This is a genomic window from Bacteroides uniformis, assembly GCF_025147485.1.
GTDB classification, from domain to species: Bacteria; Bacteroidota; Bacteroidia; order Bacteroidales; family Bacteroidaceae; genus Bacteroides; species Bacteroides uniformis.
On record NZ_CP102263.1, the window covers coordinates 2153340 to 2166983 of the forward strand.

At 45.7% G+C, this 13644-nt stretch carries 11 protein-coding genes and 1 pseudogene; 10 read left to right on the forward strand and 2 right to left on the reverse strand.

The genetic code is table 11. The annotated features are described in order from the left end of the window. Positions 1–18 precede the first annotated feature (18 nt). The 3 genes from NQ510_RS08190 to ccsA all read left to right on the forward strand — a co-directional run bounded on the left by NQ510_RS08190 (position 19) and on the right by ccsA (position 4035). A complete protein-coding gene (locus NQ510_RS08190; protein WP_008665536.1) occupies positions 19–735 on the forward strand; it encodes a hypothetical protein in 717 nt (238 codons plus the stop codon). A gap of 65 nt (positions 736–800) precedes the next feature. Next, the gene (locus NQ510_RS08195) at positions 801–1955 is read left to right on the forward strand and encodes a Rid family hydrolase (RefSeq protein WP_005823794.1); all 1155 of its coding nucleotides are present in this window, start codon (positions 801–803) and stop codon (positions 1953–1955) included. 28 nt (positions 1956–1983) lie between these two features. Beyond that, positions 1984–4035, forward strand: coding sequence for a cytochrome c biogenesis protein CcsA (ccsA, locus tag NQ510_RS08200; RefSeq protein WP_005823791.1), 2052 nt, complete (start codon positions 1984–1986; stop codon positions 4033–4035). A gap of 431 nt (positions 4036–4466) precedes the next feature. Here the strand turns inward: ccsA and NQ510_RS08205 are convergent, their stop codons facing one another. After that, a complete protein-coding gene (locus NQ510_RS08205) occupies positions 4467–5081 on the reverse strand; it encodes a response regulator transcription factor (RefSeq protein WP_005823789.1) in 615 nt (204 codons plus the stop codon). Beyond that, on the reverse strand, positions 5071–5775 hold the full coding sequence (locus NQ510_RS08210; RefSeq protein WP_005823787.1) for a hemerythrin domain-containing protein: 705 nt from the start codon (positions 5773–5775) through the stop codon (positions 5071–5073). The genes NQ510_RS08205 and NQ510_RS08210 overlap by 11 nt, the downstream gene beginning before the upstream one ends. A gap of 210 nt (positions 5776–5985) precedes the next feature. Between NQ510_RS08210 and NQ510_RS08215 the strand changes: the two genes are divergently transcribed. The 7 genes and pseudogenes from NQ510_RS08215 to NQ510_RS08245 all read left to right on the forward strand — a co-directional run bounded on the left by NQ510_RS08215 (position 5986) and on the right by NQ510_RS08245 (position 13495). Beyond that, entirely contained in the window at positions 5986–6348 is a 363-nt protein-coding gene (locus NQ510_RS08215; protein WP_005823785.1) for a BlaI/MecI/CopY family transcriptional regulator, read from the forward strand. Positions 6349–6377: 29 nt separating this feature from the next. Next, positions 6378–8243 (forward strand): TlpA family protein disulfide reductase, encoded by a 1866-nt coding sequence (locus NQ510_RS08220; protein WP_005823784.1) that lies wholly within the window; start codon positions 6378–6380, stop codon positions 8241–8243. Between the two features lie 50 nt (positions 8244–8293). Next, on the forward strand, positions 8294–10375 hold the full coding sequence (locus NQ510_RS08225; protein ID WP_005823783.1) for a M56 family metallopeptidase: 2082 nt from the start codon (positions 8294–8296) through the stop codon (positions 10373–10375). A gap of 12 nt (positions 10376–10387) precedes the next feature. After that, complete coding sequence (locus tag NQ510_RS08230; protein WP_005823782.1) at positions 10388–11158, forward strand: TlpA family protein disulfide reductase; 771 nt, start codon at positions 10388–10390, stop codon at positions 11156–11158. A 101-nt stretch (positions 11159–11259) separates the two neighbouring features. Further along, positions 11260–11472 (forward strand): annotated as a pseudogene (locus NQ510_RS08235) (hypothetical protein); the annotation flags it as partial. 360 nt (positions 11473–11832) lie between these two features. Further along, the gene (locus NQ510_RS08240) at positions 11833–13098 is read left to right on the forward strand and encodes a site-specific integrase (protein WP_005823779.1); all 1266 of its coding nucleotides are present in this window, start codon (positions 11833–11835) and stop codon (positions 13096–13098) included. A gap of 1 nt (position 13099) precedes the next feature. Next, positions 13100–13495: a hypothetical protein gene (locus tag NQ510_RS08245; protein WP_005823778.1), complete on the forward strand. Its 396-nt coding sequence runs from the start codon at positions 13100–13102 to the stop codon at positions 13493–13495. Positions 13496–13644 lie beyond the last annotated feature (149 nt).

Below are 13644 nucleotides of genomic sequence, written 5' to 3' on the forward strand. Positions count from 1 at the left end.
TCAGGAAAGGATTCGTCTATGAAAAAATACATTCTTTTCTTTTTTCTGCCCGTGCTTCTTATAGGTCTGCATGCATGCGATGAGGGGAGAATTTATGAGAATGCCGTAGTGGCCACGGGTGAAGGACGCACAGTGAAGATGACAGGCCGGATTAGTGGTGTGGATAAGTGGTCGGGCGACTATAGTGTGGTAGTGGCAGGATTTGATGATGAAAGCGATTATGCCATTGTTTCAAAGGTTGTTCCGGCATCCGAATCGGATAATGATGAAATCCAGTTGACAATGTCCGGCATAACGGATGAGGTGACAACTGTCGAGCTATGTGTAATCAATAAGTTGAGGAAGCGCATTGTCAGTTTGGTGGCAATGGAATGTACTGAAATCGCTGATACTATACTTATGGATGCAGGAACAGTTGATGCAAGTATGTACAATGCCATTCAACAAAAAATATTCAATGCCACTTGTACGGCTTGCCATGGTCTTAGCACCACTCCGGGTGGTGGCTTGAATCTGCTGGAAGGACATAGCCATGCTGATCTGGTCAACCGGGCTTCAACGACGGTGGACGGTAAAATGAGGGTTATGCCCGGCAATGCGTCAGAAAGTGTCTTGCATCTCATATTGGGTACGGACATCAGCTCGGATTGGCGTATAGACCATTCTCAGATGATAACCTCATCTGATATGCAGTCTTTGATTGGCAACTGGATTGACGATGGTGCACAGCCGTAATAATGATGGGCCTTACTGGTAATACCGGTACTTTTTTGAACAACAACGACTAATTGATATTTAATATGAAAAATAAACAACAACAAACTAATCAATTGGAGAATACCTTAACCGAAATCTTTAAATATGAGGTAGAAGCGGGTGTTTCGGAATATCATGTAATGATTCATGCCACCAGACCGGAAGCGACTTATGAAGAACAGCTGAATGCGGTGGTCGACACTTACTGCCAACTACGTGAAAGTGAGCTACAAGGTGCTGTTGCCATCTTTAAACGCTACTTTCTAAGTGACGCCGCCAATCAGGCAGATATGCTACTGGCGCTTTCGGCAGAATGTTCGGATTGTGCACTCTCCGTGGTAGAGCAGCCGCCGTTGAACGGTACAAAGATTGCACTGTGGGTCTATCTGCAGAAAGGTGTGGAAACACAGGTACTTCATAACGGATTGTTCGAAGTGAGACATGGCGCCTACCGTCACCTTTGGGGAGGCGGCTCTTTCAATCGTGCCGCCAATTCGGAATACCAGACCCGTCTGCTGTTGAATGACTATGTGATGCAGCTGATGGAACAGGGCTGCAAGCTGGCTGATAATTGCATACGTACCTGGTTCTTTGTACAGAACGTGGATGTGAATTATACCGGAGTGGTGAAGGCGCGTAATGAGGTGTTTGTTACCCAGGACTTGACGGAGAAGACTCATTATATTTCCAGTACCGGTATCGGTGGCCGTCATGCCGACCCAAAAGTGACGGTTCAGATGGATACTTATGCTGTAGATGGTTTGAAATCTGAACAAATTCACTACCTTTACGCACCGACACATCTGAATCCCACATACGAATACGGTGTGAGTTTCGAGCGAGGTACGTATGTGGATTATGGCGACCGTCGCCAGGTGTTTATTTCGGGTACTGCGAGCATCAATAATAAAGGTGAGGTGGTATATCCCGGGGACATTCGCAAGCAGACGGAACGTATGTGGGAGAATGTGGAGGCTTTGTTGAAAGAGGCTGGCTGTACGTTTGATGATTTAGGACAGATGATTGTTTATCTGCGGGATGTTGCTGACTATACCGTGGTCAAAGGAATGTATGACGAGCGTTTTCCGGATACTCCGAGAGTGTTTGTATATGCTCCCGTATGTCGTCCGGGTTGGCTGATAGAGATGGAATGTATGGGAGTCAAGTCTTTAGAAAACAAGGAGTTTGCTCCATATTGATTTTTTACTTTTAATTGATAGCTCTTAATTGAAAAAGTTTCTCATAGCTGTTTATGGTTGTTTGCTGCTCTTACTTGCTGCAACTACGTTTGTAGAGCAGACATACAGTACGGATTTTGTAGAAAAGCATGTTTATCATACGATTTGGTTCTGTTGTTTGTGGGGAGCCCTTGCTGCGATGACTGTTGTTGTGCTTGTAAGACAGCGGTTGTGGCGGCGTCTCCCGACGTTGTTGTTGCATGGCTCCTTCCTCGTGATTTTGGCGGGAGCCATGACTACGTTTCTTTGTGGCCGAAAAGGATATGTGCATCTTACTGTCGGCAGTGAGGTGAACTGCTTTTTGGAACAAGACGGCAGGCAGGTTGTAGAGTTACCGTTCACCTTACGTCTGGACAGTTTCCGGATTGAGTACTATCCGGGTACGGATGCTCCTGCAGATTATATCAGCTATATTCACGGTGAGACGCCCGTCTCCATGAACCGTATTCTTTCACGGCAGGGGTTTCGCTTTTATCAGTCTTCCTTTGATGAGGATATGCAGGGGAGCTGGCTGACAGTGAATTATGACCCGTGGGGGATAGGGATTACCTATAGTGGATACCTCTTGTTAGGTGTCTCCATGCTCTGGATGCTGGTCAGCCGGGGCGGAGAGTTCCGCAGGCTGCTGAGGCATCCGTTGTTGAAGAAGGGAGGAATGTTTGTTCTATTGTTGCTGTGTCTGGGAAGTGGGGTACATGCGCAGAAGAGAAGCCTTCCGGCACTGGCACGCAAGCAGGCGGATAGTCTTGCCCGTAAGCAGGTGATTTATAATGACCGTGTGGTTCCTTTCAATACCCTTGCGCGCGATTTTGTACTGAAACTGACGGGAAAATCGTCTTATGGAGGCATGACGCCGGAGCAGGTGATTGGCGGATGGCTTCTGCGTCCGGAGGTTTGGCAGAATGAGCCGATGATTTATATCAAAAACGAGGCACTCCGTCGTCTGCTTCATTTGGAGACACCCTATGCATGTCTGGCTGATTTGTTCGACGGTGAGAAGTATCGCTTGCAGAAGTTCTGGAAGGGGAAGCAAGACCATCATCAGAAAATGACTTCTCTGGAAAAGGCCATTGTAGAGGCGGATGAAAAGGTGGGACTGATTTTGATGCTCCAAAATGGTACATTGATTCGTCCTTTGCCGGAAGACGGGAGTGTGGAGCCTGTTTCCGATACTAAAATACAAGCCGAATTGCTGTATAACCGTATTCCTTTCAGCAAATTGCTGTTCATGTTCAACCTTACGGTGGGGATGCTGGCTTTCTTCCGTCTGCTGTATCGCGGCCTGCGCCGTTCGTCGGCATTGTCAGACTCTTCCGGTAGGATTGTAGCGCTCTCTTTCTCTTCGCGTTTGGCAGATACTTTTTTCCCGTTTTCTCTTTATGCGGCGTTTCTCTTTCAGCTCTTCGGGTATGGTCTGAGGTGGTACATCGGCGGGCGTATCCCGTTGGGTAATGGATACGAAACGATGCAGTTCATGGCATTGTGTGCGCTGTTCCTGGCTTGTCTGTTTCGGCGGCGCTTCCCGTTTATGGTGCCTTTCGGTTTTTTGCTGTCCGGTTTTGCCTTACTGGTGTCCTATTTGGGACAGATGAATCCCCAAATCACTCCCTTGATGCCCGTGCTCGTTTCTCCGTGGCTCAGTACGCATGTGTCGTTGATAATGATGTCTTATGCTTTGTTTGCCTTTATGATGCTGAACGGCATACTGGCATTGTGTCTTCGCCGTTCAGCCCGGATGTTGATGCTGCTCAGCCGATTGCTGCTTTATCCCGCCGTTTTCTTTTTGGGAGCCGGCATTTTTCTGGGTGCGGTTTGGGCCAATGCTTCTTGGGGGCGTTATTGGGCTTGGGACCCGAAGGAAGTATGGGCGCTGATTACCTTTATGGTTTATGGAGCGGCGTTCCATGCGCGCAGCCTGCGCATTTTCCGCAGTCCGTTATTCTTCCATATCTATATGATTGTTGCCTTTCTGACAGTCCTGATGACCTATTTCGGGGTGAACTACATCCTTGGAGGAATGCACAGCTATGCCAATGCCTGATTTGTGGGTGGTTCTACCTATTTATGATGACAGACTTGTTTTATTATACCTAATTTAAGTGATTGCGTACTGTCTGCCGATGCCTTATCTTTGCAACATCAGATTTGAATGAATTAGTTAGTCATAATTACGTAACCACTTTTATGAAGATAAAAGGATCCCCGCTTCCCGATGTGATATCGTGAAGCGGGGATTTGTGTATGGCGTGACGGATACTGTGGGTAAGGTTGGATAAGGATACTTGTGGGGCATAAAGAGTCATAGGATGGGGAGGGATGACATAGGGGATGAGCTTTGTCTTCAAGCACAAGATAAACCTTAATCAATAGGCAGAGGGCTTTTCCCGTATGGAGGAGCATACTTTTGCAAGGGATTCATCCGGTTTTTCCCTATAGGCCGCAGCGGGTAGGGAAACGGTTGCCGGAAGAATCTTATAGAGAGTCCTTGATGTCGCTCAATTCTACCAGCTTGTTGACAATAGCGTAGATGGTGAGCCCTGCCGGAGAATGTATCTGCAGTTTGCGTGCAATGTTACGGCGATGGGTAATGACGGTATGGATGGAGAGGTAGAGTTTGTCGGCGATGGCTTTGTTGGTCATGCCCTTCACAACGCAGGTGATGATTTCCTTTTCGCGCTGGCTCAGGGTTTCTTGTTCGCTGTCTTTTTCCTCTTCCTCCTCGGTGTGTAGCAAGTGGTTGATTTTGGAGGCGATGACATCTACGTCATCGCACATGGCGAAGTTCTCGTCATATTCCTTCAATATGTTGTTGTCGATGACGGAGCATACCATAGCAATGTACTTGATACCGGATTTTCCGTGTTCTGCCTTGAAGGCGGGCAGGTCGAACCAGCCACCGAAAGTGGGGTTGATGATGATAATGTCTGCCGGATGCATGTGAATGTAGTTCTGCAGCGATTCCGGAGAAGAAACCTCAATAGGGTGTGCATTCAAGTTGGGAATACGCTTCAAAACAGCCGTCAGGCCACTCCGGATGATGACCGAAGTTTCTGCAATGACAATCTTCAAAGAAGTATTATTGTTCATTTTTCAGTTTCCTTTCTATTTGCGCTACGGCGGGAACAAACATATAATCTTCTACCTGGCAGTGGGTGGCAAGGTCTTGTTCGCAGTTGAATATATCGAACAAGACCGCATTCAGGAGATTGTTGTTCTCCTTTTCCGGGTAGTATTTGATGATGATGTTCTTCAGCTCTTTCAGTTTGGTATCTATCTGATTATGTTTGCTGGCAAAAGTGGCAATGTTGTATTCATCCGATAGGTTGCCTTGGAGTAATTGCTCTACATAGGTGAATACGGCCTGGTTTTCATATTCCATGTGGCGGCGTACCTCCTTGGCATATTCATCGAAGAACTTCAGGATGAGGTAGGCTACATCGTTTGTACTGGAACAATCGATGGCTTCGATGAGTTTGCGGCGGATGGCCGGCAGGTTGAAGTCGAGGAAATATGTGTGGGCACGCTTCAGATAATCCATAAGGGCGGGAATGGAAAAATCACTTTCATTGCCGCTGTAAGAGTATTGTTCTTCGCTGATAAAGTTGGCTACGGCGAGGAATGTAGGGCAATCGACGCCTTGTGCTTCGCAGACGTCCTTCACGCTCTTGTCTCCGAATCCTAATGACAGTCCGAAGCGGCTCATCACCATTAATAAGGAGTAATTGTCACAGATGAGGTCGCTCATCTTGTCCGTGGAGCGGTACTTATGTTGCTTATTCATTGTATGTTATTGTTTTTAATTCTCTGATTCGTGCGCAAAGTAACGGCTTTTATCCGAGAACTGCAATCACTATTAGTAGGTATTTTGCTTGTCGGGAGACGGTTGGAGACTGGTGTTTGCCGAATAAACTAAAAGCTTTAGTTTTATTTAACGAGAGAAATTAGTTTTTGAACTAAATAATTTAGTTATTTGCGGAAAACAAAGAATGTTATGAAAGGATTGACTGCAAAAGAAGAAGAAATCATGGGCTTTTTCTGGGAAAAGGGACCCTTGTTTGTGAAGGAAATGCTGGCATTCTATGAAGAGCCGAAACCACATTTCAATACTTTGTCCACCATTGTGAGAGGATTGGAGGATAAGGGATTCCTGAGCCATCATACGTACGGCAACACGTATCAGTATTATGCGGTGGTCAGCGAGGAGGATTTCCGCAAGCGGACACTGAAGAACGTTATCAGCAAATATTTCAATAATTCCTATCTCAGCGCAGTGTCGTCTCTGGTGAAGGAAGAGGATATATCCCTGGAAGAACTGAAGCAGTTGATACAAGACGTGGAAAAGGGAAGGGACTGAGATTGTTGAGGCTCTAATAACTCTGGCTTATGAAAAACATCGGATTGGTTTGTTTGCTGCTGGTAAGTATTTGCTGCGGATTGCAGGCAAAGAAAATCGTAAAGGTACCCTATTTCATGGCATGCAATACGCGTAGCATTGAAGTGGAGCAAGTGACGCTTGGAAAAGATACGACCTGGCTGGCGGTGAGGCTTTATGGCATGCAGGGCGATAGGGTCAGGATTGATTCGACAGCTGTGTTGCGGGCATCCGGAAAGGATTACGGATATTTGGGAAATACCGGTTTTGCCAGGGATGAATGGACGCATATTCCCGCTTCCGGTGAAATGACTGCTGTTTTGAAGTTTAGTCCGCTTCCGATGGATACTGAGAGCTTTGATTTTGTAGAGACACCGGACAGTGATGAAGGATGGGTAATTTATGGTATACAGCTCAACGGAGAGAAACCTCGGGTGGATATTCCCGAACGTTTGCGGAATAAGAAACCGGATGAGGTTTTGCCATTGCCCGGACCGGAATTGAATATGGGAAAGACTGTCATAAAGGGGCAGATATTGGGGTATAAACCGGAGTATGGAGTGACGTTACGCTACTATGACTCGCCTTGGTTCTTCATGTATTTCACCGGTAAGGACTTGAAGATAGCGGAGGATGGCACGTTCCGTTATGAGACAGAGGTGCTGTTGCCGAGCGGTGCTACGCTGTGGATATCCCGTTCGAAAATAGAATTGTTTCTCGTTCCGGGTGGAGAACTGGATGTCACAATCAATCTGCCTGAAATATTCTATTCGCAAAGCCGTCTTTTAAGCCGGAAAAGGGATGGTGTAACGGACAACTGTGTTTGGTTTGAAGGAGACTATGCCGGTCTGAATACCGAGTTGCTGCGGTTCGGTGAAATGAAAAGCTTATCGGGAGCTGATGATTTTTATGCAGATATTTGTGGGATGACTCCGCAGGCATATAAAAAGTATCTGTTCAGGCATTATGAAGATATGCAAAAGAAACTTGTAAAAAACAAGGATATGAGCCAGGCTTGCCGTACTTATATCCGGGCAAATCTGGATATGAATCTGTTCAGCCTTATCTATAATTACAAGAGTAACCTTAGTTATGCCCCGATGCTTTCGGGCAGGAAGGGGGTGAAAAGGGCGGACATGACGGTGGACAGTACCTCATACTTCAAGGAAATACTGCAACTGGATATTCTGCATACCCCCGAACAGAAATATTACAATTATTATACGGACTTTGTGAAGACCGCTACCGGAAATTTCCGGGATAAGTTTGTGCAAGACCCTCTTTGGCCGGACATGCTTCTTGCCGGGCGTGCTTCCCGTAATCTGAGCAAGTACATGCCTTTGACTGAGGAAGAGCGTCGGACGGTGGACAGCATCGCTTCTCCCGACCTCAGGCAATTGTTCCTGATGAGAAACGGGAGGATTGAAGCCGAACTGAAATCAGAGTTGGAAGCTACTAAGGGAAAGACCGGATATAAGATTGTTGAGGTGGAAAAGGAGGTAGCGGCAGACAGTTTGTTGCAGGTCATTACTCGTCCTTATCGTGGCAAGATGGTACTGGTGGATATGTGGAACACCTGGTGTGGTCCTTGTATGCGGGCCATGAAAAGCCTGAAACCGTTGAAAGAGGAGCTGAAAGAGGTGGTTTATCTATATATTGTCGACGAAACATCTCCTGAAGGAAAATGGAAAGTAATGATACCGGATATACCCGGTATTCACTGTCGCATTAGCAATGAGCAAAGTACGGCATTGGCAAAGCTGTACGAATATCCGGGTATCCCGACCTATTTCGTCGTGAACCGTGAAGGAGATATTTCCTACAAAGCAACCGGATTTCCCGGAGTGGAGATGCTACGGAATGAACTGACCAAGTAACTGTAAATAGTAAATAGTAAATCGTAAATCCCTAAATAGTAAATAATTCCATGGGTCTGTTTTTTGTTTATATACTCAAATCTTCTGTTTGCCTGGCGATATTCTATTTGTTTTATCGCTTGTTGCTGGCACGCGAGACGTTTCATCGTTTCAACCGTTTTTCATTGTTGGGCATTTTGCTGTTGTCCTGCCTATTGCCTTTGGTAGAGGTAAGTGTGAAGCAGGAGACGGAAGTGCACCAGACGATGCTGACATTGGAGCAGTTGCTGATGATGGCAGATGCAGTGAATGCCACTGAGGCCGGAGCAAGGGCTGAAACGGCAACAGTCACCTGGATACAAGTGGCGCTGCTTGTCTATCTGGCAGGAATCGTTTTCTTTGCCTTCCGCAACGTATATTCGTTGGTACGGTTACTGATGTTGCTGAAATCGGGTAAAAAAGAGGATATTGGCAGCTACTTACCGGGCAGGAAAGAGCGCGTTACTTTGATTGTACACAACTGTGACATCGCTCCGTTCAGTTGGATGGGATATATTGTCATTTCACGGAAAGACTTGGAGGAGAACGGACGGGAAATCCTTATCCACGAGCTTGCCCATATCCATAACCGCCATTCCTGGGACTTGCTGGTGGCTGATGTCTGCATTTTCTTTCAGTGGTTCAATCCGGCATCATGGCTCCTGAAGCAGGAATTGCAGAATATCCATGAGTTTGAAGCGGATGAAACGGTGATAAAGGAGGGTGTGGATGCAAAACAGTATCAACTATTATTAATAAAAAAAGCTGTCGGCACAAGGCTCTACTCTATGGCCAACAGCTTTAATCACAGTAAACTTAAAAAACGTATCACTATGATGTTAAAAGAAAAATCAAGCCCGTGGGCACGTTTGAAGTATCTTTATGTACTTCCGGTAGCTGCCATTGCAGTGACAGCTTTTGCCCGTCCCGAAGTCTCCGATAAAGTGGAGAAGATTTCAAGCGTCAAAGTTAACGATTTGGCTGCAATTGTAGAAACAAAAGTGGCGGAAAGTGCAGGTGACACTACGAAGCCTGCCGATGTGAAGTATGTACCGGCGGAAGTCCGCAAGCGGTTGAAGGGAACTCTGGTCTTCGAGGTGGCAGAGGAGATGCCGGAATTTCCCGGCGGCGGAATGAGTGCTTTCATGGATTATATCAAGACGAATATGCGTTATCCGGCATCTGCCAAAGAGAACGGTACGCAGGGACGGGTCACTGTCCAGTTTGTGGTGGATGAAGATGGAAGCATCAAGGACTCCAAGGTGCTCCGTTCTGTGGATAAGGATATGGATGCCGAGGCGCTGCGATTGATAAACACTATGCCGAAGTGGAAGCCGGGGAGACAGAAGGGGCAGCCGGTGGCTGTGAAATTTACGGTGCCGGTGATGTTCAGGCTGGACGACGACAAACTTGAAAAAACTTCTTCTGCCAATGGTATTACAGTTGAAGGATATGCAGGTAATGGGAAAGAGCCATTGTATATTGTGGATGGAAAAGAGGTGACGCCATCTGTCATGAGTGCATTGAATCCTGATAAGATAGAACGTGTAACGGTTTTGAAAGATAAATCTGCCACGGATTTATATGGAGAAGAGGGACAGAATGGCGTTGTTCTGATAACCCTGAAACAAGGAACTCCGGGTATGGTTATCCGCCGGGGTAATGAGGTGGCAGAGAATGCTAAAGTACAGCATAAGAGTAGTCTTGATTTAATAAAGACTGTCTATATTGATGGAGAAAAGGTTGACTTGGGTACTAAAACTATCGATGATTTAATACCTGCCGAGAATATTGAGGGTATTGAGGTGAAGAAAGAGGCAGGTGGAAAAGGTGAGATTTACATCACTACTAAAAAAACTAAAGCTGTAGAAAAGACCATTGCCAAAGGCAATATGAAAGTGGAAGGCAAAGTGGTGGATGAGCAGGGTGAGCCTGTTATCGGTGCGGCTGTTCTGATAGAAGGTACCACTACGGGAAGCGTTACCGATGTCAATGGCAATTTTGTCCTTTCTGTACCTTCTAAGGATGCTGTATTGGTTGTTTCGTATATAGGTATGGCTACCGGCAAAGTGAAGGTGCAGCCCAAGCTTACGATTACGCTGAAAAGTGAATAGTCTCTAACAATTATGATAAGGAAAATTCTCTCTTTGTTTCTGATTCTGGTAGCTGTGGGGGCAGGGCTTTGCTCTGCCCAGACAGCCGGTAAGAAATATTATTTGGTGGGCGGGCTTTTCTTCGAAGGCATGCCGCCTGGTGTGGGTTCGGACAACGTGGCGGCTTTCATAATACATGAGGACGGCGCGAGACACGAGGTTACGGAACTCCGCTTGCGCAAGGGCATTGTGCTGTCTGAGGAGGTGAGAGAATATGCTACTCCTGCCGACGAGGTGCCTGGTGCGGAAGCTTTCTTGATGAGTTACCGTGGAGGAACGGGGAAGAAGTTGCCGATAGGCGGTGCCGTACAGACTTTGAAGAAGGAAGAATGGATAGGAAAGGCTTTTCCGGAATTCAAAGTGAAAGACATAGAAGGACAGGAGTGGAGCAAGGCCGATGTGACGGGACGTCCTATGGTCTTGAACTTCTGGTATACCGGCTGTGGTCCTTGTATCCGTGAAATGCCGGAGCTGAACAAATGGATAGAAGTCTATCCTGATGTAACCTATCTTGCTACGACTTTTGACAGTGCTGCACAAATAAAGAAAATTGTAGAGAGCCGTCCTTTCCTCTTTACCCAGATAGCCGATGACTTGTTTTTCTTCGAGACCTTTCATGTGAGTGGTATGCCGGTCACTATACTGGTGGATAAGAAAGGCATTATCCGTCATATAGAACAAGGTACTGGAACTGCGAAACTTCGGTATATGCAGGATAAGTTGCAGAAACTTGTCAGCGAATAATTCTTTCCTGATGAATAGGGGATAAGGATTTCAGAGGATTTCTTTTGCCCTTTCACAGATTATCATACCTTTGCGAATATAAATCTAAGGAAGGCAAGGTTATGATAAAACATCTTTTTTTAATATGGGGACTGCTTGCGGCACTCACTGCTGAGCCGGTTCTGGCTTGTACATCTGCCGTCGTTTCTGGAAAGGTTACTCCTGACGGCCGTCCGTTGCTATGGAAAAACCGTGATACGGACTATCTGCGAAATCATGTTGCTTATATAAAAGGGGAGAAGTATAACTTCATTGCCGATGTGAATAGTGCTAACTTTCCTGCCTTGAAAGTGCATATAAAAGTGTTTGAGAGAAGAATGAGGAAAGTTTACTGGTTATCAGTTACTTTCCTCATTTTGGTTAAAAGTGGCGAGGACAGACGAAGACAGGAATACGACAAGATGAGACAGAGGAACGTTACCTATCCGTAACCTATACCCCCAATGGTGAATGTTGAGGTTCGGAAGAATAAGGAAGGTTACGAATTGAATTTGAATGCTCTGATTTATAGTGAGTTACTAATGAGCAACGTAAGATTTTTGGTTACGAACCAAATTTGCCGTGTTCTGCCGTGAAATGCGTAGCAAGAAAAGACTCTTCATGTATTAATTTTGAACGCAAAAAAGAATGACGTTATGAAGAGTACATTTTCAATTATCTTCTACCTCAAAAGACAGGTAGTAAAGAAAGACGGTACTGTTCCAGTTATGGGACGTATCACAGTGGACGGAACACAGGCACAGTTCAGTTGCAAGATGACTGTGAATCCCAATTTGTGGGACACCAAGGGCGGACGCATGACTGGAAAAAGTATGCAAGCCTTGGAGGTGAACCGCAAACTGGACAAAATGCGTGTGAGTATCAGCAAGCATTATCAGGAGATAATAGATCGAGACAACTTTGTCTCTGCCGACAAGGTTAAGAACGCTTTTCTTGGATTGGAGTATCGCTGCCATACCTTGATGAAAGTCTATGAGCAAAGCAGGGATGAAATGGAAAAACAATACAAGGCTGGCATGAAATCTTTGAGCACATTCACAAAATATAGAATCGGTTGTGCTTACGTGGGCGAGTTTTTGCAGTCGCATTACCGTGTAAAGGACATTGCCTTGAAAGAATTGTCCCTGCCGTTTATTACGAACTATGAGACATTCCTTAGAATAGACAAGCAACTGAAGATAAATTCCGCAATGGTGTTTGTCCGTAATCTCCGTGCCATGATTTTTCGGGCGATTGATAACGAGTGGCTCGTCAAAGACCCTTTCAGACGATACGAGTACAAGAACGAGGAAACAACAAGGGAGATTCTGACAAAAGAAGAAATTCACCTGTTGATGGAAACTCCTATCACCAGAAAGCATATGGGGTTGGTGCGTGACTTGTATCTATTCTGCTGTTTCACAGGTCTCGCATTCATTGACCTGTACAACTTGAAGGAAGAGAACATCAAGACATTTTTTGACGATGGCGAGTGGATTGTTATCCACCGACAGAAGACAGGAACGGAAGCCGACATCAAGTTGCTTGACTATCCCAAGCAGATAATGGAGAAACATCGTGGATTGTGCAAGGATGGCAGAGTCTTTCCTGTACCACCTTATAGAAGTTGTCTGCGTTCGCTCAAAAGATTGGGAAAGAAATGCGGTATCACCAAGCCACTTTCCTGGCATGTCTCAAGGCACTCGTTCGCAACCTCGGTTTGCCTCTCCAATGGTGTACCAATAGAAACAGTAAGTTCCATGCTTGGTCACAAAGACATCAAGACCACGCAAGTGTACGCCAAGATTACCAAGGAAAAGTTGAGCAAGGATGTAGAAAAGTTGTCCCAACAACTCAATCACATTGAGGAATTCACATTCGGGAATATTTGCAGCGATAATACGAACACAAAAAAGGCATAGTATGAAACGACAAGTGATAACAATACAAGAAGATATGGTCATCTACGCCCCACATCATGGTGAGGTGTGGATGACTGTTTGGGAGATTGCCGAACTGTTGAATGTAACAGGGACAGCAGTGAAGAATACCATCAAGCGCATTTGGAAACAAAGTGTGCTGAAAGATTTCCAGCATTCTCAATACGTCAAACTTGAAAATGGATATTCTGCGCATGTCTATGGTATGGAAGTGATTATCGACATAGCACTTCAAATGGATACATACCAAGCATTGCTTTTTAGAAGATGGCTTGTTGAAAAGATAGGAAATCGCAAAGAATGTCAAGCTACTTCAGGAAAGCAGGGGCGAACGACGATTATCGTGATGAATGGAACGATGCCGAGAGGTATCAGTTAAGCATTACACCTTAGTTATATAATAGCGTACAGAGAAGAAATACCAAATGGTTGTATCACTCTGTGCGCTTTTTGCTTTCTATTTGTAGCGCAGTTTGCATATTTTAGAATGTTTGTCATCTATTACGGTGCGCTTTCTTACACAAAATA

Coding starts and splice junctions, on each gene's coding strand:
- NQ510_RS08190 (WP_008665536.1), top strand. CDS start 19: ATGAAAAAATACATTCTTTTCTTTTTTCTGCCCGTGCTTCTTATAGGT.
- NQ510_RS08195 (WP_005823794.1), top strand. CDS start 801: ATGAAAAATAAACAACAACAAACTAATCAATTGGAGAATACCTTAACC.
- NQ510_RS08205 (WP_005823789.1), bottom strand. CDS start 5,081: ATGAACAATAATACTTCTTTGAAGATTGTCATTGCAGAAACTTCGGTC.
- NQ510_RS08210 (WP_005823787.1), bottom strand. CDS start 5,775: ATGAATAAGCAACATAAGTACCGCTCCACGGACAAGATGAGCGACCTC.
- NQ510_RS08215 (WP_005823785.1), top strand. CDS start 5,986: ATGAAAGGATTGACTGCAAAAGAAGAAGAAATCATGGGCTTTTTCTGG.
- NQ510_RS08220 (WP_005823784.1), top strand. CDS start 6,378: ATGAAAAACATCGGATTGGTTTGTTTGCTGCTGGTAAGTATTTGCTGC.
- NQ510_RS08225 (WP_005823783.1), top strand. CDS start 8,294: ATGGGTCTGTTTTTTGTTTATATACTCAAATCTTCTGTTTGCCTGGCG.
- NQ510_RS08230 (WP_005823782.1), top strand. CDS start 10,388: ATGATAAGGAAAATTCTCTCTTTGTTTCTGATTCTGGTAGCTGTGGGG.
- NQ510_RS08240 (WP_005823779.1), top strand. CDS start 11,833: ATGAAGAGTACATTTTCAATTATCTTCTACCTCAAAAGACAGGTAGTA.
- NQ510_RS08245 (WP_005823778.1), top strand. CDS start 13,100: ATGAAACGACAAGTGATAACAATACAAGAAGATATGGTCATCTACGCC.